Here is a 19,443-nt window from a genome sequence, read left to right on the forward strand (position 1 = left end):
TTCCTGCCCGAACATTGCACATGCCTGCCGCCCGCCTCCGCAAGCTTTCCCTCAGCCGACTTCTTTGCGCAATCGGTTGGATCAGTTTGACGATCAGTGGTATCCAACTCCACTCCGCTGAACCAGACGAATTCGCCAAGCCTGTTCGGACCACTGAACCTCAAACACCGCAGCAGCAACTCGCCAGCTTTCGAGTCCCTGATGGCTTTGAAGTTCAACTGGTGGCGGCAGAACCGGCGATTGCCAAACCCATGAATCTAGCCTTTGATGCGCGAGGCAATCTTTGGGTGACCAGCAGCGCCGAATATCCGTACCCCGCAAAACTGGGCCAGGGATCGGATCGCATCACGGTGCTTTCCGACCTGGATGGAGACGGCTATCGCGAGCAAGCGGTGCAGTTTGCAGACAACTTAAACATTCCAATCGGTCTTTACCCATTGGGGTACGGAGCCATTTGCTTCAGCATTCCGAACTTGCTTCATCTGCGTGACACCGACGGCGATGGCAAAGCCGACCAACGAGAAGTTCTGTATGGACCGTTCGATACCAGTCGAGACACGCATGGGATGGTCAACGGTTTGCGGCGTGGCTTTGACGGTTGGCTGTATTGCTGCCACGGCTTTAATAATCAAAGCCACGTGACCGGTGGCGATGGCAACCAAGTCCACATGCAATCGGGCAACACCTTTCGCGTCAAACTTGATGGTTCGCGGATCGAGCACTTTACCAATGGGCAAGTCAATCCATTTGGTTTGTGCTTCGACCCATTGGGCAATCTGTTCAGCGCTGACTGCCATACCAAGCCAGTCAGTTTGCTGCTTCGCGACGGCTATAGCCCCAGCTTTGGCAAACCACATGATGGCATGGGGTTCACGCCCGCAGTCATGGATCATCTTCACGGCAGCACGGCGATTGCAGGCATCGCAATTTACAACGCACCGCAATTTCCAGCCGAATATCAAGGCAATAGTTTCGGCGGCAACGTCATGACAAGCCGCGTGAATCGCAATCGCTTGGAGTTCACCGATGGCTCGTTCAAAGCCATTGCCGAAGAAGACTTCCTGAGTTGTGATGATCCATGGTTTCGTCCCGTTGATGTCAAAGTGGGGCCCGATGGCGCACTGTATATCGCTGATTTTTACAATCGCATCATTGGCCATTATGAAGTGCCACTGGATCACCCCGGACGCGATCGCACCAGCGGTCGAATTTGGCGAGTGGTCTACAAAGGCCACTCAGAAACAAAGCAACCCAAGTCAAAACAGCCAAAGACACCCAGTACCTTGCAAGACTGGGTGGCTCAACTCGGGCACCCAAACTTGCCACAACGCATGGCGGCCTGTGACGTATTGGTTGACGAATACAAAGACAAGGCAGCGGCCTCGGTTGCACAACTGGTTGACACGACCGACAACGACGCGGCCGCCATTGGCGGATTATGGTACCTGCAACGCACCGGCCACTTGGCGACCGCACAGATCACAGCGCTGCTGAATTCGCCCAGCGTGCTGCGACGGACACATGCACTGCGTGCCATCGCAGCCTCTCCATCACTGGTCCATGACAACGTTCAAGAGTGGATCGAAACAGGCCTCCAAGATGCGAATGCCAACGTCGTGCTCGCTGCTGCAGGGGCGGTACAAACGCACTCAAAAACGGTGACACCACAGGCTGTACTGGATTGCCTGCGTCAACATCCTTCCGCCGACTCGCACGTTCGGCATGCGCTTCGACTGGGATTGCGCCGGCAACTAGAAATTGCGTCTCAGTTCGCCAGCGTTGAATCAACGCAGAACCCCATCGACCAAGCGAACATTGTTTCGGTTTGCTTGGCGATCAAAACCGATTCCGCTGCCAATCATCTGGCCACGCATCTCTCGCTTGTCTCACAGTCATCAGACATCGACCTCAAGACGGTCGTCCGCACGGCGGCAAGCCATGTGAGCCAATCCAAACTGACAGCCCTGATCGATCAGGCACGCGAGTTCTGCGGCGAAAACCAAGCATTGCAGGCTGAACTGCTGACGGCCCTTCAACAGGGAGCAAAACAACAAGGCGAAGCAACGATGCCAGCTTCCTGGAACAGCTGGGCGAACGACGTTGTCAACACTCTGCTTGATGTCGATTCTGAAACGGGAAAGCTAAACCCCAGTCAGGCTGACGTGGTTGGCTGGAGCCATGTCGCGGAACAAGATGACACGGGCCCCGATCCGTGGTCGCCAACGCGCCGCCGTCATAGCAGCGACGGAGCAGGGCCGCACTTGTTGATCAGCAGCTTGCCGGCCGGCGAAACACGTCGAGGCATTCGCCGTAGTCAGCCATTTACTCTGCCACCCCAACTGTCATTCCTGGTTGCCGGTCACGACGGTTTCCCCGACAAGCCCGCCGGCAATCAGAATTTGGTTCGCCTGATCGATCAACAAACACAACAGGTCATCGCCACCGCTGCTGCGCCACGCACCGACACCGCGACTCCAGTTGTCATTCAGGCCGGCGAGAACGCTGGGAAACAGGCGTTCATTGAAGTGGTTGATGCGGATCCAGGAACCGCCTACGCATGGATTGCCGTCGGCCAGTTTTCACTTCAGGGACTGAATCCTCAGCCGCTGCACCAGCGTCGTCTCCGTGCTGCCCAACTGACGATTGATTGGCAACTTGACAGTCCCAACCGTCACTTCGCGAATCTGATGATGCAAAGCCATCGAGCGGCGGACAGAGAGCTGTATGCTCGCGCCGCCAGTGTCCGCTCACACACCGCGATCACCCACGGCATGGTCAAATGCTTGGGGATCGAAGCCCTGTCACGCCAAACCGTCGCCGAGGTTTCCCAGTTGCTCCCCAAAGTGATCGACAAGCAAGCGTCCATGACAGAAATCTGCAAGGGACTTGGCGACGTCACATCGGTGGTGTCGTTCGAAAATCAGAAAGCGATCGCGAAAGCACTTTCAGCAGACCAGGCCGGAGCGGCGGTTCTGCTAACGCTGGGCCAAACCGGTAAGATTGCCGCCTTGGCTATCGCTGATCCAGAAACAAACGCGCAGTGGAGTGTTGTTGCAGCGGCGGAGATCAAAGCCGACTTACAAACTCTGGCAAGCAACGCCAAACCACGCGACGAAGCGATCACACAGTTCACTGAAAAAATCTTGACGTTATCGCGGCAGTCCCCCGGCACTGCACAAGCGGGGGCGGCGGTGTTTAAACAACACTGCGCAAACTGTCATCAAGTCGCAGGGCAGGGCGGCCAAGTCGGTCCCAACCTAGACGGCATCGCGGGCCGCGGCTGGGAACGAATTGCCGAAGACGTCCTGCAACCCAATCGCAACGTTGATGTGGCGTTTCGCAGCAGCACCCTATTGCTAGACGATGGGCGTGTGATCACCGGTTTGATCAAACGTCGTGAGGGACAGCAAACGATCGTCGTCGATAGCCAAGCGAAAGAGATCACCATCGCCAATGACCAGATAGAAGTCATTCGGCAGAGCAATCTGTCCCCAATGCCGAATAATTTGGCAGCAACGATCAAGCCCGATCAATGGGTTAACTTACTGGCGTATCTGATGTCTCTTAACAAGTAATCGCGGCCATGGCGTAAGCCACCGGCCTGCCAGCCAACATCGATTCCCAAACCGTGGCTAACGCCAAAACCGGCTGATATTCGTGACTGAACTCTCCCGCTGGCGGGAGAGTCGAGCGTCAGCGAGGTGAGGGTGAAGTGGTTGGCAACGCCAACCGCCAACCAGCTAACGCCAAAACCGGCTGATATCCAGATCAGTGAGAGTGCTCGAAGACTGGCTCTTTGCCTTCGTAAGCGCGATAGAAGTCAAAAATAGACTTCTCAAGCGCCTTGGCTGTTTCGGGATCGGCCGATTGCTTGCACTTCATCGCGGCGACCATCACGGCGTGAGCGGCAGCTAGTTTCTTTGCGTACCCTTCCGTGCCGGGCTTGATGCGTTGAGCCATGAAGTAAGACGCAATGGTCGTTTGAATCTTGGTGGCGTGATCTTCTTTGGTCATCACCCAGCGGACGGTTTGATTGACAACCTGAGCGGAGGCTTTCGCGCCGGTGGCTTCGTTGATTTGTGCCTGAGCTTTGGCAATGGTGTGCTCGTCTTCCAACATGGACTCAAAGCGACGCTGATCTCCATAGATTCCACAAGGGACTTGGCAGTGGGCCAGGGCGATCGAAGCAGTCATCATCACAGCAAGCGAAGCAGTCAAAATTCGGATCATGGTTCTCACTCAGTGTCAAAAAATGGGGTCGTTATCAGACAATGGCTGTCAGGATCTGACCGGAAAAAGGAAAGGGATATCGGTCAGGCGAAATGCACATGTCAGCACTACTATACTGTGTAATCAAGCGGACAAGCAACTAGGCGTCGCATGACCACAGGATTCGTGCGGATGGGTCTGACGGTCAGCGACGCGAGCGTTCCCGCATGGTTGCAAACGAACATTGGCAACCGCTACCATCGTGCCTCGTTCTGGCAATCAGACAGTGAACCGGACGCGGTGGGGCGTGTCTTGAGAAGAAAAGCAGATACAATTCGGAGCGTGATTCGCACCCTTCACTCACTCATTCACCCGGCACAGCATTGATTGGTCCCGACTTCGAACACGGAATCTTCCGCATCCAAGCGATTTCGCCTGCCACTCACGTCGGCAACCCCGGCGCCAACGCAGATGCCATCCTGAAGGCCTTGTCGCCGCAGGATGCCGACCTAGTCGTGCTCCCCGAGCTGGCATTGACGGGCTACACCTGCGGAGACCTCTTCGCCAATCAAGCCTTACTGTCCCATGCCAGCGAACAACTGGAACGTCTGGTGCTGGCCAGCGAAGGCAAACGGGCGATTTACGTTGTGGGGCTGCCACTGGTTGTCCAAGATCGCTTGATGAATGTCGCGGCAGTGTATGCCGATGGTGAACTGGCAGGCATTGTTCCCAAGAGCTACATACCGAACTACCGCGAGTTTTACGAGGCTCGTCATTTCCACCCCGCCGGACCAGCGGACCCCGAGACGGTCACGCTCGCTGACTGGGAAGTTCCCTTTGGAACAGATCTCTTGTTTCGCGTCGGCCAAGCACTCATCGGCGTTGAACTTTGCGAAGACCTTTGGATGCCGATTCCCCCGTCCAGTCGCGCGGCAGTTGCCGGTGCCAATGTCTTGGTCAATTTGTCCGCCAGCAATGAAACGATTGGCAAGGCAGACTGGCGGCGTCAACTGGTGCAATCGCAAAGCGGTCGTTGTCTGGCGGCGTATGCCTACGCTTCATCAGGAAGCGGTGAATCGACGTCAGACCTAGTCTTTGGCGGGCACTGCTTGATTGCCGAAAACGGTCGCTTACTGGGCGAGAGCAGACGGATTGGCGATGGTCTGACCCCGGAATGGGTTGCAGAAACCTCCGTGACCCAGGACATCGATTTACAGCGATTATCGCATGACCGGCGCACAACTGGATCATTTCACGTCGCTGCTGGCGACGCCGAAGAGGAATACCGGATCATCGATCTGCACGAAGCCGGCCAAGTCCAGCCAGCACCGACCCAACTGATGCGGCATGTTGATGCGCATCCCTTTGTGCCCTCCGCAAGCGCAGCACTGGCAGCTCGCTGTGCCGAAATCCTGGCGATTCAATCAGCTGGTTTGGTCAAGCGGTTGTCTTGCCTGCCCAAGGACAGCACCTTGTCGATCGGAGTCTCCGGTGGACTTGACAGTACCCTGGCGTTGCTCGTCGCCTTGCAAGCGGTCCAGGCGGCCGGCTGGTCACGCTCGTCAATCCGTGGCATCACCATGCCTGGCTTTGGCACGACAAAACACACTCTGCAAAGCGCTCAGAGCTTGATTGAAATCACCGGGATCAGTGGCGAAGAAATCGATATCCGCCAACAGTGCTTGGACACCTTTCTGTCGCTAAAACACTCACCGCTAGGCATCCCGATCGACGACAGCACGACGGTCGAATCCTTGCAGCAAGCGCTCAATGCCACTCCCGATGATGCTGGCGATTTAACGTTCGAAAACGTCCAAGCAAGAACAAGAACACTGCTACTGATGAGTCGCGGGTTTGTGCTAGGCACGGGCGACCTAAGCGAACAGGCACTCGGTTGGTCAACCTACAACGCTGACCACATGTCGATGTACAACGTGAACACCTCGGTCCCGAAAACGTTGGTCCGGTTTCTCATCCGTCACGCCGCCGACCATTTGTTTGACCAACCGCTGCGTGATGTGCTGTACCGAGTCGCTGAGACACCCATCTCGCCAGAGCTGCTGCCGCCCACTGCCGACGGGCAGATTCGACAGAACACCGAGGCATCGATTGGCAATTACGAATTGCATGACTTTTTCTTGTATCACTTTGTTCGCAATGGGTTTGGTCGCGACAAGATTCTGTACTTGGCACAACAAGCATCGTTCGACCAGCCGTATGAACAGGCAGCGATTGCCGCCACGCTGGACACCTTCATCAGTCGTTTTTATCGCAACCAATTCAAACGCAACTGCGTTCCCGATGGCCCCAAAGTCGGCTCCGTCAGCCTCTCACCGCGAGGCGATTGGCGCATGCCCAGTGATGGCGAACCCATTTAGCACGAAGAAACGATCTTAATCGTTTGAAAACTGCTTCACTGCATTCAAACCATCGAACAGATCGTTCCGGACTTTTGTTCGCTGAGTGGCATCGAATTTGAAGCCCTTCTTCGAAGCAGGTTGATTCAAATCAATGCTAGAGCCTTGTTCGATAAACGATCCGCTTTCATCCTTCTTCTGAAAGGGTGACAAGGTCTGTTTGATGTTTTGATGGTGTTGATGCTTGGGGGCATTTTGAAGCGTCTGCACCATATCTGCATGAGTCCCAGCATAACGCTCAATGTCCTGACCAGCGGCATGCAATCCACAGATCGAAGCGTGAGACAACTCTTCGTTGGGATCATCAAACCGAGTTCCGTAACCCTCCACCGGCGGCAATTTATCACCAAGGTCGATATGCGATTCAATAAACTTCAGCGTCTGCTTGTCGCGAAATTCCGGATAAACCTGGTAGCGTCGGCCCAAGTTCACTAGCCCACTGGTAACCGTCTTGAACTGGGCGTAGGAAATCTGCTCTTGCTTCATCACTTCGGAAATGTGCTTTTGGAGAATCGCCGTCGCTTGCTTGTCGTCTTTAGCAGCTAGCTTGGCAATCTCTACATATCCCATCTTGCTATCCAGATCCAATTCGTTGATGGGTGTAGGATCGTTCATCAACTCTTGAAACTCAAGCAGCTGTGATTGATCACCGGGAAGCTTCGACTGAGAGGGTGGCGGATTGTTGCGACCGTAAATCAGATGAAACAAAGCATTCGACTTCGGTGGTTGGTCCTCAGGTTCCGCAACCGGTGGTTCGCTGGCTGGCTGATCAACCGTCCCCGGTTCTGCCCCGTTGTGGATCATGGTGGGTTGAATATCCAGATCATTGGCGATCTGAGAGACTGGGACGTGATCTTCCACGTGCCGGCGAACTGCATCAGCTTTCTGGGCATCACTAAACGAACGGCGTTTCTTTCGAGACATCGGAATCCTCCTCAGGTGGTGATTTCACCCCACCGAAGGCGAAATTCCAATTCCATGAGAGGCAAGACACAACGTTGGAGCAGTCCCTACGATGCTCAGGCTGCACCTAACCCGCAATGTCTTCCATGACATCCTGATCGATATCCTGCGACACCATTGGATGTGGGGGGACGCAGTTTTCTTCTATCGGCTTGAGTCCGTTTGTTGCGGTCGTAGAAATCACTTGCATCAATCCGGATGGCAAGCTTGTATTCGTAGCCACGATTGACGGTATTGCCCGAGGCTGGCCCCACGATTTTATTTCCGTGGCGGGGATTCACCTCGCCCCATTGCAATGACAACGCCGAACTCAGGTGTACCTCCAAGATCGTCGGGCACTTCCCAAAAACGACCTCCCGTTTTCTGCCCAGTCGATCCCAATCCATTCCTCCATTCGCTTGGCAGACTTGCAAGGATGCGTCGTATGCCCGGTCACTTCTCCCATCAATCACTCGCCGCTGCGCTGTTGGCAACCACTGCCTGCGCTGCACCACTGGCGATCGGTTTGCTTTTACAAACAGATTCTGCACGCGCAACCGAACAGGCTGTCGGTTTGCGTCCGCTGATTGACCCAGCGGTAGCTCAACAGCTTGCGCCGGTCCCCACATCAATCATTGCTGGAACCACGCAGCCAACGCAGGTCAATTTATTTGCCGAACTGGCGACGTCACAATCCATTCAAGCGCCGGATTCCCAAGTGGCACCCCTGTCGCCACTGCAGGCTAGCACCCAGCAAATCCCAAATGGCTCGACGTCCTATCATGTGCGAACCGCGGAAGTCAATCACCGCGATCAAAACACGATCTTCGCGCCGCCGGTAAAGAACATTGGCATGGTTCGCAAGAATCCATTGATCGCTAAAGAGATGCCTCAACTGAAGCGTCTGGCAGTCCGCAAGTTTCCAATTCGGCGCCAGATTCCTGCTGAAACCAACGCAACTGCCTCGGAAACGGTTCGCGCCCAGCCACAAGCGGGCAAGCAAGTGATTGCCGACGCGATCGCACCGCTGCCACCGTTGCCGAATTTCACACAGACAGTCGCTGCTGCCAAGCCGCGTTCAGCGAACATTCAATTCGGCAGCATCAAGAACGCCAAAACACTCAATCCCGTGCGTCCCATCTCGGTGCCTGTTCCCCAACAGCCCACGCACCGGACTGCCACCGTCGATCTGAACCGAGTGAGTCAATCAGAGCAACAAGCACCGGCTCGGGCATCCCAAACCGCAACGGCCAAAACGGTCTCACAGCGTTTACCTGCCAAACCAGTGCCGAATCATACAGAGAGTTTGGCTGACCTGTTACTTGCCGAAGCAGCGTCTGAGAAAGCGGGACAGACGGTTCAAGGTCCTGTCTCCAGTGCTGGCAGCGAAGCTCCACACGTTGCTCGCAAGGCAGTGTTGATTCGACTCTCAGACGACTCGGCGAGTGCCCCCAGCGGTGACAACGCCGATCGGCAAGCACCAGCGACTCGGCTTCTGACCACGCCACCACCGGCGACGCGGATCATGTCGAGTTCAGCGTCGTCATCCAACTGGAACCTGCCGCAACGGTTACTGCGATAACGAAACTAGACGTTGCAGACGTCGTACGCTTGCTGCAACGACTGGACGGGATCGTCACTGGTGGGAATGAATTCCTGAGCGACGTAGCCGTTGTAACCGGTTGCCAGAATGGCCCGCATCACAGCGGGGTAATTGATCTCGTTGCGTTCATCGAGTTCGCGGCGATCGGGGTTACCGGCGGTGTGGTAGTGACCAATGATGCTCTGGTATTTTTGCAGATTCGAGATCAAGTCGCCGTTCATGATTTGAACGTGATAAATATCAAACAGCAGTTTAAATTTGTCGCTGCCAACGGCATTGACCAGATCGGCACATAAGTGCACATCGTCACCCCAATAACCCGGGTGTCCTTTCATCGGATGAACGGTGCCATCTGGATTGATGTGAGCCTTGCTGTTGAGATGTTCCAGCACAATTCCGACGCCTTTTTCTTCAGCGTAGGGAATCACACGTTTCCAGCAATCGAGGCAATTCTGTTTGGCGGCCTGATCACTGATCCCTTTCTCACTCATTCCAGTGAACGTGATCACGTTGGGAGCGTTAAACTTTGCAGCCAGATCAATGCCTTCGCGCAACTTCGCTTCAACCATTGCGTGATTATCGCGGTTGATCGGTCCATCGGCAAAGCCATGGCTTCCGGTCAACGAGATCTTGAGCCCCATCGCGGTGACTTGGGCATACCATTTGGAATTGATGCCTTCCATCGCTTCCAAGCCAATTCGCTTACAATGCCCAGCAAGCTTCAGCGTGTCCATTGGATTGAAACACCAGCCCATGATCGATTGTCGAATCTTGGTCGGTTTTTCATCCGCCAACGCAAGTTCGCTGAGGCCGGGAATCACAGTGGGGGCTAAGAGAGCACCAGCCGCTGCGGTAAGATGTGTATTCAAAAATTGGCGTCGTTTCACGAATCAAAACCTTGTGTCAAATCAGAAAGAGCAGTGCGCATCGTCTGCCGCCAAACCAAGTCATGTCGACAATCGACGAAGCGCCATCCAGGCCCATTCTAACCACCATCGACCGCGAGATCATGACGGACTTTGAAATTGAAATGGCTGGTTTTCTGAAAGAGCTCGATCGGGGGCATGTGATCACTTTTGGTGACCTTGCCGCGGCGGCAGGGCGTCCCGGCGCGGCCCGCATGGCAGGACGCTTTCTGTCCAAGCACGGCGAAACGCTTCCCTGGTGGCGGGTCGTCTATTCCTGCGGCTATTTGCCACCGAACAATCCGGACGCACAAACCGAGAAACTGCACGAGGAATGCGTCACGGTCAGCAACGGCCGTGTGATCGACGCCCCCTCGGGCCGCTTCGCAAAACCACCCCCAACCGGCAGGCTTTCCTGATTGTTTTCCGCTTCATGGCCTTTTGTTCAATCGATCCTGAATCAGAGACAACAATCGTCTAAAATGATTGTCGCTCCTTTCCCGCCGTCTGCCCCGCCTTGTTGGCAGCCATCCCCTCTAAATCTCAGTTGCCGATGCGTTCCCGGATGTACCTTCCCCAGCCGACAACGTTCCCATCGAGCGTCACGATCGCCAACGGTTTGCTATGCAGCGTGTTCCTCTGCTGTTGGTCGCTGGTGACACCTGCCGTCTTGCTGGCCGCACCACCAAACGACGTCGCTGAAAACAAGTCGCGGCAGATCAACTTTCAACGAGACGTGCAGCCGATTCTGCAAACACACTGCAATCGCTGCCATGGGCAAAAGAACCAAGAGGCCTCGCTGGCGCTCAACACCCGCGCTGACTTTCTGGGTGTGGCTGACAGTGACGAACCGATTGTCACCCCCGGTGATGCAAGCACGTCGCTGCTATTGAGCCGAGTGACCGACGATTCAGCCGGCGACATCATGCCGCTTGATGGAGCGGCGTTAAGCGAACGTGAAATCCTCACCTTGCGGACTTGGATTGAACAAGGTGCTGTGATGCCGGAGCACGTGACGCCCGCCCAACACTGGGCCTATGCTGCACCCAAAGTCGATCAACAACTTCTCGCTCAGTCCACTCAAACGCACCCGGTGGACCTGTTTGTTGCACAGCAGTTGAAAGCCATGGATCTAAGCGCCAATCCGCCAGCTGATCCACGCACCATCGCTCGCCGTGTCTCCCTGGCGTTAACCGGATTGCCTGCGACGATTGAGCAAGCGGAGCAGTTTGCCAACGACCCCAGCGAGAAAAATTACGAACGGCTGGTCGATGAACTGCTAGCCAGCAATGCTTTCGGAGTGCACTGGGCCAGACACTGGTTGGACCTAGCCCGGTACGCGGATTCCAACGGCTTCCAAGCGGACCAGTTGCGCGACTCCTGGGCCTATCGCGACTGGGTCGTCAACGCATTGAATGAAGACAAACCCTTTGATCGCTTTGTGACCGAGCAGCTCGCTGGCGACCTACTGCCGGACGCTGATGAACAAACCCGCATCGCAACCGGCTTTCATCGCACGCCCACCTGCAACGTCGAAGCCGGCGTGCATCCCGAAGCCAATCGCGTGCAACAAGTGTTTGATCGCGTCAACACAACCGGGACAGTCTTCCTGGGCACCACGATGGAATGTGCACAGTGCCATGATCACAAGTACGATCCATTTACCCAGAAAGATTACTACCAACTATTCGCGTACTTCAACAACACGCCCTTAGAAGTCAAAAACACCAGCGGCGTGACCTGGGACTTTTATGGCCCCACGATGCCGCTGCCCCTGTCCGCCCCGCAAGCGAATCAACACGAAGCGTTAACGGCTGAACGGCAAGCACTTCAACAGCAGCGGCAGAAGCGACTCCAAGAACGCTCGCTCGATGCCTGGATCACCGACACCAAGCGACGCCTGCAGCAATACGATTCACCACGCTGGGTCTCACCGCGTCCCAAAGTCACCACAACCGGTGGCGAAACCCATCAAATCCTGGATGACAACTCGGTCCTGATTTCGGGAGCGATTCCAAAGAAAAACACGGTCTATCGCTTCCAGTACAACGCGCAAGAAGCCGCTGTGCTGGCTGTCCGACTCGATGCACTGCGACACGATTCACTGCCCGGCAAAGGCCCCGGCCGCGGTGACAAAGCCAGAACCAACTTTGTGCTACATGAACTGACGTTACGCACCGGCGGCGACCAACCAAACGCAGCCAGCAACGCATTACAACGCGTCACATTGATGCCCCAGCAAGCCTCCTTTTCGCAGGGCAATTACGACTTTGCCAATGCCGTTGATGGCAAGCTCTCCACTGCCTGGGCCATTGCTCCCCAGTTCACCAAGGAACACTGGTCAACCTACCAGTTGGCCAAACCGTTAGCCGCTGGGGCCCAACAGACGCTGGTGGTTGAACTTGACCAGCGTTACGGGCAGGGCAGGGTACTGGGGCGTCCCAAAGTTTCGTTCTTGATTGGCGACCCCAGGGCTCCGGTTTTGCCTGCCGCGATCACCAACCTTTTGCGCAGCGAGCAACCACTGACCGGCAAACAACGCCAACAGTTACAGAAACACTTCGAGTCCATGGATGCGGACTTAGCTGCGTTGGATCAAAACATCGCCGCGATTGATCAACAGCTCAATGCCATCAAACCTCCGACCACGTTGGTGATGATTGAACAGGAACGGCGCGAGACCTTTGTGATGCAACGTGGGGATTACCAATCACTGGGTGGCGCCGTCGAGCCCGGCCCGCCAGCCTCGCTCCATGCCTTGCCAGAAAACGCGCCTGCCAATCGCCTTGGCCTGGCGCAATGGTTGGTGGATCCAGCCAACCCACTCTTGGCTCGCGTCACGGTCAACCGTTTCTGGGCAGAGATCTTTGGCCGCGGGATCGTTGCCACGCCGGAGGACTTTGGCACTCAAAGCCAATCCCCCACGCATCCCGAATTATTGGATTGGCTGGCCTTGGAGTTTCAACGTCAGGACTGGTCCGTCAAGGCCGTCTTGAAAACCATGGTCATGTCAGAGAGCTTCCGCCGTGACTCAAGGCAAACGGAACAGCATCAACAGCTGGATGCCAACAACAGTTATTTGGCACGCGGCCCACGGTTTCGACTCCCTGCGGAAACGATTCGCGACAACGCATTGGCCGTGGCTGGATTACTGTGTCAGGACCAGGACGGACCGCCAATCATGCCTTATCAACCCGATGGCATTTGGCGAGCGGTCGGTCGCAACCAGCCCAAATGGAAAGCCGCTGATGACCAGAATCGCTTTCGCCGGGGCTTGTATGTGGTCTGGAAACGGGGCGCTCCCTATCCTAACTTTGTCGCCTTTGACGCACCGGATCGAGCCGCCTGTACGGTCAAACGGCCGCGCACCAATACACCGCTTCAGGCACTGGCGCTGCTGAATGATCGTGTTTACGCTGAAGTCTCGATTGGGCTGGCCGCTCGCATGATGCGTGAAGCTGCCAGCCAAAGCCCCGACGCCATCGCCAGTTACGGATTTCAGCTCGCCACGCTACAAACGCCCACATCACAGATTCGTGATGCATTGCTCCGTCTCTACCAGTCGGAACGGGAACGGATTGCCACCGACGAAAAACTGGCCAAGCAACGATTATCCATTGTCCCCGCACCCATGAAGGGAACCCTGGAAGGCCTGGACCAGCGAGAGCTTGCCGCATGGTATGCCGTCGCCAGCGTACTGCTAAATCTTGATGTCACGATCACCCAGAACTGAACGCTGCCAACCAACACGCCGCATCACTTTGCCTGAAAACACCTGTCGAGTCTCCCATGAAGTTTGCAGTCCCAACCAATCGCCGTGACATCCTCCAGCGGGCTGGATTTGGCTTCGGAGCCTATGCACTCGGTAGCATGCTTGGCGAAGAGAGCAGGGCAGGGGAGGCCGCTGGAGGCACACTCCCACAACCGCACTTCCCACCGCGTGCCAAAAACATCATTCACATTCACCTGGTTGGATCGCCATCACACCTGGATCTCTTTGATCCCAAGCCGGCGCTTGCCGAACGTGATGGCGAGCTCTGCCCGGCCGAGTTCTTCGAAGGACAAAAGTTTGCCTTCATTCGAAGTCGCCCCACCTTAATGGGCACGCCAACGTCATGGGGCTTTAAAGCCTGTGGAGAATCCGGGACAGAGCTATCGAATTTGCTACCCGAATTGCAAACGGTCGCTGACGAACTATGCATGGTGCGTTCAGTACACACCGATGAGTTTAACCACGGGCCCGCACAGCTTTTTTTGCTAACAGGATTTGGCCGCTTTGGTCGTCCCTCGCTGGGTTCCTGGGTCACTTATGGACTGGGGAGCGAAAACAAGAATCTGCCAGGCTATGTGGTGCTGATAACCGGACAAGTTTTGGGCGCTGGCAATTCGGCCTGGGGAAGCGGTTTTCTGCCGACCATGCATCAGGGCGTTGAATTTCGCTCTCAGGGCGATCCCGTCTTATTCCTTTCCAATCCGCCCGGCGTCTCACCAGCCTCGCGTCGCAGCGTGATTGACACTGTCAACCAGATCAACTCGCAAACGCTGGCCGACGTCCAAGACCCAGAGATCGCAACGCGCATCAAGCAGTATGAACTCGCCTATCGCATGCAAACCAGTGTGCCAGAACTAATGGACATCGCTTCTGAAACCGAAGCTACCCATCAGCTGTATGGAACAACGCTGCGAAAAGGCGGCTCAGGATCCACCGCCAAACCGAGCTTTGCCAACAACTGCCTGCTGGCTAGGCGATTGGTCGAACGCGGCGTGCGGTTCGTCCAACTGTTCGACCAGGGCTGGGATCACCACGGTAATCTAAAGGCCAGCTTAGAGAACAAATGCAAGCAGGTTGATCGACCGATTGCAGGGTTGATCAAGGACTTGAAACAACGTGGCATGCTGGACGATACACTTGTCGTCTGGTCGGCTGAGTTTGGGCGCACCCCGATGGCTCAGTCTCGCAGCGGCACCGGAGAAAGCACGAAGGCAGGCCGTGACCACCATCGAAACGCCTACTCGCTGTGGATGGCTGGAGGCGGCAGCAAACCCGGGACGGTGTTTGGCAAGACCGATGAACTGGGATTTTCAATCGCCGAAAACCCGGTTCATGTTCATGACTTCAATGCCACGATGCTGCACCTGATGGGCCTGGACCATGAACGCTTGACCTATCGGCACCAAGGACGCCAATATCGCCTGACAGACATTCACGGCGTCGTCCAAAAAGAACTGCTAGCCTAGCTCGGCAACGAAGAACCTAGGGCAACGAAGAACCTAGGGCAACGAAGAACCGGCAGCCACCGTCTGGGACTGAACTTCACGTGCTAACTGAACAGTGCGTTCCCAACGCTCGCGAAGCAGCAACATCTGATCCCGACTCCAGCTTTGCCCAACCATGCTGGCGGTGTGCAAGCCAGCGACAATCGCAATGGAAATGGGAATCACCAACAGCGCCCAAGGGGTTTGCTCCAGCGACCATTGCACGAATCCAAACATCAATGCGGCGAACAAACAACACATGCTCATCATGTAAATCGCCATGACCATGGTCCAGATTTCAGGACGTGGCGAGAAACGACAATACGCATCGCTTCCACCGGACTCTTCATTGCGATACAACTGGATGGACAAGTGAGGTGACCAGAATCGCTGATTCTCTTTCTTAATCTTGTAATCAAAGACCCAGCCAGCGAATTCAGCGCCTAAGGATTCTTGGTGATCTTCAATCACACTCCGTAGCCTTAATTTGGCATCATCCATTTCCCAGGGCAGCTCGACCTTAAACGTCGGCTGCATCTGCAGTGGCTCAATCTGAATGGGCTCAATCTGAATGGGCTCAATCTGAATGGGCTCAATCTGAATGGGCTCAGCATGAGTCGCTTCTGCCTCAATAGGTTCGATCATGGCCAGAGAATCCAAAGACCGTGAAGACTTGCTCCGCGAAGGCACAGCCATGCCGATACGTGGAAGACTTGTCATCCAACAGCGGGAAATTGTGATGGGTTTCCGATCAGCGGGCGCATTCAGTTTGTACTGCGATCAAGATCCCGTGTTTCAATTCAACGCGCATTCAGAGCTCAGACGCGTCTTCTTTCAGGGCCGAAAATTAAAAGCAGCCCAAGGATCGTTGGTGGAACTGACTCGGCGAAACCAAGCAATCAGCGAATCACCAGAGGGGAAAACCGCAGCACAACCACTGATGCTGTCCGAAACATCCATCGGGGAGGAACAACGAAAGCTTATTTTAGACGATCTCAAGCACTGGTTGCAACTCATCCAGGCCTGCCTGCAAACCGAACCGGTGGCACAGCATCAGTTTGCCTGCGTGGGCGCTGATGCCCAAGCGTTTCAAAAGAAGGTACTGACTTGGATCCAGAAATGCCCCAGCCGTCAGATCATCGCCGACGGACCAGGACTGTGACGCCGGCAGCCAGCGACGAATGCCACGCTAGCTAGCTCCGGGCAGTGTAAGCGACGTCTACTGCCAGCCGGCCCAGGTAATGTAGAGTCTCTTCGATCCGCTGCGAAGTTCCCAATGCATCGCCAACGCCCGGCATTGCCAAGACACAGAACACAAACAAAATGGATCCGCCAAAAAAGATCAGACCGCTGTCCGAATGACTAGCCGCCATCACGGTCCTTCGATTGAACGGCCACAGTCCGAAAGAGATTTTCTCTTTCTCTGGATACTCCTCCAGCGTGGAAATCCCTAGCAAGCGTTCCTTCTTCTCGCCCCTGCTCAATGACTCCGGCATCACCTTCATCCTGCGACCGTCAAAAAGCATATCAATGGGCGTCTCTTCCTGAATCTTCTTGGCAAGCTTTCGCGGAACCTCAAGCGTGAAGCCTGACGAGTATCGTTCACGCACCTTTACCGGCCAGCGGCGTTTCCCAATGATCACGACAGCCATCATCCCGTCGGAAACTTGCTGGCGATAGGAAAACTCAGGCGTCTCGTTTTGGACAACGTTGTAAGTGTACTCGGCCATGATTGGATTTAGATAAGCGAGGAACCAATGATTCCAGACAGCGTTCGAAACGCCGCTGGCGCGCAGCGTGGGCCGCCCCAGACCTAGATCAACGCTAGCTCGCAAAATCACCTCGCAAGGGTCTGCCCTTTCTCTGGCAAGAGCTTTCGGCGCATCCTGCATTTTGCCCCCTCTGAATAGAGCGATTGTTCCGATATTAACGGTCAACTGCAGTCAGGGTTGCCTCGTTGCGATGCGACGATTCAATCATCCCATGCCGCAACTAACGGGCGATCACTGAGATTGCCGCTCGGCCAGTTGCTTTAAGTCCGCCAAGCGAATCACACGCGCCAGGTTCGGAATATCGGGCGCCTTGGTGTAGGACTCTGGAAACTGCTGCAATGCCAACGATTGGATGTCCGGGTCAAACAGCGCTGCACAGGCGGCTATCAATGCTGCGTCACCAACCGCCGTCAACTCAAACGGACGATCTGAAAACTCTGGCATGCGTCGCAGCGCTTGAAGGCTCTCCAGAATGTCGTGAACCTGCATCGCTGCGGGAGTTTGCCCCAGCAACATGAAACGGCGATGGATGTGTGTGCGCAGCTTTTGATCTTCCGTCCAGCGTGTTGGCCCGACATCTCGCGCCAGCAACAACACCACTGGCCCCTTTTTCAACAGGCGTTCAAACTCGATGACAATCTTGGCTGCTTTTGCATCCGGCGTGACCTCGGTTTGGCTGGCAGGCAACCTCAGTGCCCTGACCAGCGCTGGTTCCAACTGAGTCAATCGCGGTAACAACTGGAGCCAATCCTGGTGATCGAGCACCATTAGCGTGACCGGTTTGTCGGACGCTGCGGATTTCATTCCCAAACAAATCTGCGTGAGTCGAAATGGTTCCTGAGTCACCAGTTCAACTCTGTAGGCTGGTGATCCCGTAGCGACGTCATCGACTTTCAACGGTAGGTCTTTGGTTCGCTGTTTTTTTTCCGAGGCATCAGGCCAACCGCTAAAGCACTGCTGGCGCACTTGTTCGATCAATTGCTGTTGTTGCAGATCCGACAGTTTCGCGATCTCCCGTCGCTCGGCCAGCGGGACAAAGGTTTCATGGATCGTCGTCACGCGTTCGTCGGTTGGCAGAGTTTCAAAGACTCGTAAATCGGACTTTTCAAACCATGGAACAGCAACCGACTGCAGCAGTTCCTGGTCCTGCTTTAAGAATCGATTCAGCCAACGAAAGGCGCCGACACGCAATTCCTGAGTGTCTTTGTGTGGCCCTTCGGTGAGATGCAAGCCCAGCTGATTCCCGGCATCGTATAAGTCGTAAATCTCCTTGGTCTGCTGATAAACGTCGACCACGCCATCAAGTGGAAAGATCCTGTCCTTATCTGAATTGGCAATCAGCAGAGGTCGCGGAGCAACCAAAGCTGCAACCATCGGAAAATCCCAACGCTGAGTATTCAGCATGAACATGCAATCGCAATGACCTTCCACACAGTGATCGGCGACATGATTTTGCATGCTTGTGATACCGGCGACCGGCACTGCCACTTTGATCCGTTGGTCAATCGCAGCGATCCACCATGAATAGGCACCACCGCCACTGCGCCCCGTGACCCCGATTCGATCTGCATCGACTTCTTCACGACTTTCTAGGTAATCCAGCGCACGAATACAGTTCCAGGCCTCCACGCCGGCAGGTGTGTATCCACGACTATTCCACCACCACATTCCCAGATGGTGTGTGCCATGATGCAGTCCTTCAATCTCGCCCAGTTGAATCGTGTCAATGGTCAAGCAAACGTATCCATTGCGTGCAAACCAAGCGCCATGATGATGGTAATACGTTTTGTTGCCCAAACTGACGCCGTCCTGTTTCACTCGGCCGTGACCGCAGACATAGAGAATTGCGGGAAGCGGTTTCGTTTGATTCACGGGGCGGTAAAGGTTGGCCGTCACGTACAGCCCAGGCGAGGACTGAAAGTACAGTTTTTCGGCGATCACACCGTCATGAGTTTCAGTCCCAGTGACGACCGCTGACAAGTCGGTCTTCTTTGGCAATGGATCGAGCCCCAGCATGGACATCAGTTGCTGCTGGTACTGTTGACGACGGTCGGTCCAGTCTTGAAGCGTTTTGATTTCCGCAAACGTGCTTGCCGTCACCGAATCAGTTTGCTTCTGGAAATACTCCGCGAGCACCGGGCCCATCGGCCCGCGACCGTAATGTCGGGTGACGGTTTTCAGAGGTTGATCCTGGGACTGAACTGCAGAGCAGAGAACCAGGGATAGAAAAGCGACCGTCAGACATCGCCAGAGAGCGATGGTCAAAGAGCTGAGATCATTCATTGCAGAGGCGACAAAGAGGAGTCAACGAGGCGGGAGACTCCTATTGTAACGGATGC

At 55.3% G+C, this 19,443-nt stretch carries 13 protein-coding genes; 7 read left to right on the forward strand and 6 right to left on the reverse strand.

Going from position 1 to position 19,443, the window contains the following annotated elements; all coding sequences use genetic code 11:
• The first annotated feature begins 20 nt into the window (after positions 1–20).
• Positions 21–3,575 (forward strand): PVC-type heme-binding CxxCH protein, encoded by a 3,555-nt coding sequence (locus SV7mr_RS17875; protein WP_419187557.1) that lies wholly within the window; start codon positions 21–23, stop codon positions 3,573–3,575.
• A gap of 193 nt (positions 3,576–3,768) precedes the next feature.
• On the opposite strand, the gene SV7mr_RS17880 is transcribed toward SV7mr_RS17875, so the two are convergent.
• Positions 3,769–4,230 (reverse strand): superoxide dismutase [Ni], encoded by a 462-nt coding sequence (locus SV7mr_RS17880; RefSeq protein WP_145275263.1) that lies wholly within the window; start codon positions 4,228–4,230, stop codon positions 3,769–3,771.
• Positions 4,231–4,595: 365 nt separating this feature from the next.
• On the opposite strand from SV7mr_RS17880, the gene SV7mr_RS17885 reads away from it, so the two are divergent.
• Positions 4,596–6,587, forward strand: coding sequence for an NAD(+) synthase (locus tag SV7mr_RS17885; protein ID WP_419188482.1), 1,992 nt, complete (start codon positions 4,596–4,598; stop codon positions 6,585–6,587).
• A 15-nt stretch (positions 6,588–6,602) separates the two neighbouring features.
• Here the strand turns inward: SV7mr_RS17885 and SV7mr_RS17890 are convergent, their stop codons facing one another.
• Complete coding sequence (locus SV7mr_RS17890) at positions 6,603–7,550, reverse strand: transposase (RefSeq protein WP_145275269.1); 948 nt, start codon at positions 7,548–7,550, stop codon at positions 6,603–6,605.
• A gap of 463 nt (positions 7,551–8,013) precedes the next feature.
• On the opposite strand from SV7mr_RS17890, the gene SV7mr_RS17895 reads away from it, so the two are divergent.
• Positions 8,014–9,150: a hypothetical protein gene (locus tag SV7mr_RS17895; protein ID WP_145275272.1), complete on the forward strand. Its 1,137-nt coding sequence runs from the start codon at positions 8,014–8,016 to the stop codon at positions 9,148–9,150.
• Positions 9,151–9,155: 5 nt separating this feature from the next.
• On the opposite strand, the gene SV7mr_RS17900 is transcribed toward SV7mr_RS17895, so the two are convergent.
• A complete protein-coding gene (locus tag SV7mr_RS17900) occupies positions 9,156–10,058 on the reverse strand; it encodes a TIM barrel protein (protein WP_419187558.1) in 903 nt (300 codons plus the stop codon).
• Between the two features lie 62 nt (positions 10,059–10,120).
• Between SV7mr_RS17900 and SV7mr_RS17905 the strand changes: the two genes are divergently transcribed.
• The 3 genes from SV7mr_RS17905 (at position 10,121) to SV7mr_RS17915 (ending at position 15,314) form a co-directional block, all read left to right on the forward strand.
• A complete protein-coding gene (locus SV7mr_RS17905) occupies positions 10,121–10,495 on the forward strand; it encodes an MGMT family protein (RefSeq protein WP_145275275.1) in 375 nt (124 codons plus the stop codon).
• A 134-nt stretch (positions 10,496–10,629) separates the two neighbouring features.
• Positions 10,630–13,809, forward strand: a complete 3,180-nt coding sequence (locus SV7mr_RS17910; RefSeq protein ID WP_419187559.1) for a PSD1 and planctomycete cytochrome C domain-containing protein — start codon at positions 10,630–10,632, stop codon at positions 13,807–13,809.
• Between the two features lie 56 nt (positions 13,810–13,865).
• Positions 13,866–15,314 (forward strand): DUF1501 domain-containing protein, encoded by a 1,449-nt coding sequence (locus SV7mr_RS17915; RefSeq protein ID WP_145275278.1) that lies wholly within the window; start codon positions 13,866–13,868, stop codon positions 15,312–15,314.
• A 33-nt stretch (positions 15,315–15,347) separates the two neighbouring features.
• On the opposite strand, the gene SV7mr_RS17920 is transcribed toward SV7mr_RS17915, so the two are convergent.
• Positions 15,348–15,977 (reverse strand): hypothetical protein, encoded by a 630-nt coding sequence (locus tag SV7mr_RS17920; RefSeq protein WP_145275281.1) that lies wholly within the window; start codon positions 15,975–15,977, stop codon positions 15,348–15,350.
• Between SV7mr_RS17920 and SV7mr_RS17925 the strand changes: the two genes are divergently transcribed.
• Positions 15,976–16,494 (forward strand): hypothetical protein, encoded by a 519-nt coding sequence (locus SV7mr_RS17925; protein WP_145275284.1) that lies wholly within the window; start codon positions 15,976–15,978, stop codon positions 16,492–16,494. The genes SV7mr_RS17920 and SV7mr_RS17925 overlap by 2 nt on opposite strands.
• A gap of 31 nt (positions 16,495–16,525) precedes the next feature.
• Here SV7mr_RS17925 and SV7mr_RS17930 read toward each other — a convergent pair whose 3' ends face one another.
• Both SV7mr_RS17930 and SV7mr_RS17935 read right to left on the reverse strand, forming a co-directional pair.
• Complete coding sequence (locus SV7mr_RS17930; protein ID WP_145275287.1) at positions 16,526–17,062, reverse strand: hypothetical protein; 537 nt, start codon at positions 17,060–17,062, stop codon at positions 16,526–16,528.
• Positions 17,063–17,335: 273 nt separating this feature from the next.
• Positions 17,336–19,387, reverse strand: coding sequence for an alpha/beta hydrolase family protein (locus tag SV7mr_RS17935; protein ID WP_419187560.1), 2,052 nt, complete (start codon positions 19,385–19,387; stop codon positions 17,336–17,338).
• Positions 19,388–19,443: the final 56 nt, after the last annotated feature.

The organism is Stieleria bergensis (genome assembly GCA_007745635.1).
Taxonomy (GTDB): Bacteria; Planctomycetota; Planctomycetia; order Pirellulales; family Pirellulaceae; genus Stieleria; species Stieleria bergensis.

Coding starts and splice junctions, on each gene's coding strand:
- SV7mr_RS17875 (WP_419187557.1), top strand. CDS start 21: ATGCCTGCCGCCCGCCTCCGCAAGCTTTCCCTCAGCCGACTTCTTTGC.
- SV7mr_RS17880 (WP_145275263.1), bottom strand. CDS start 4,230: ATGATCCGAATTTTGACTGCTTCGCTTGCTGTGATGATGACTGCTTCG.
- SV7mr_RS17890 (WP_145275269.1), bottom strand. CDS start 7,550: ATGTCTCGAAAGAAACGCCGTTCGTTTAGTGATGCCCAGAAAGCTGAT.
- SV7mr_RS17895 (WP_145275272.1), top strand. CDS start 8,014: ATGCCCGGTCACTTCTCCCATCAATCACTCGCCGCTGCGCTGTTGGCA.
- SV7mr_RS17905 (WP_145275275.1), top strand. CDS start 10,121: ATGTCGACAATCGACGAAGCGCCATCCAGGCCCATTCTAACCACCATC.
- SV7mr_RS17910 (WP_419187559.1), top strand. CDS start 10,630: ATGCGTTCCCGGATGTACCTTCCCCAGCCGACAACGTTCCCATCGAGC.
- SV7mr_RS17915 (WP_145275278.1), top strand. CDS start 13,866: ATGAAGTTTGCAGTCCCAACCAATCGCCGTGACATCCTCCAGCGGGCT.
- SV7mr_RS17925 (WP_145275284.1), top strand. CDS start 15,976: ATGGCCAGAGAATCCAAAGACCGTGAAGACTTGCTCCGCGAAGGCACA.
- SV7mr_RS17920 (WP_145275281.1), bottom strand. CDS start 15,977: ATGATCGAACCTATTGAGGCAGAAGCGACTCATGCTGAGCCCATTCAG.
- SV7mr_RS17930 (WP_145275287.1), bottom strand. CDS start 17,062: ATGGCCGAGTACACTTACAACGTTGTCCAAAACGAGACGCCTGAGTTT.
- SV7mr_RS17935 (WP_419187560.1), bottom strand. CDS start 19,387: ATGAATGATCTCAGCTCTTTGACCATCGCTCTCTGGCGATGTCTGACG.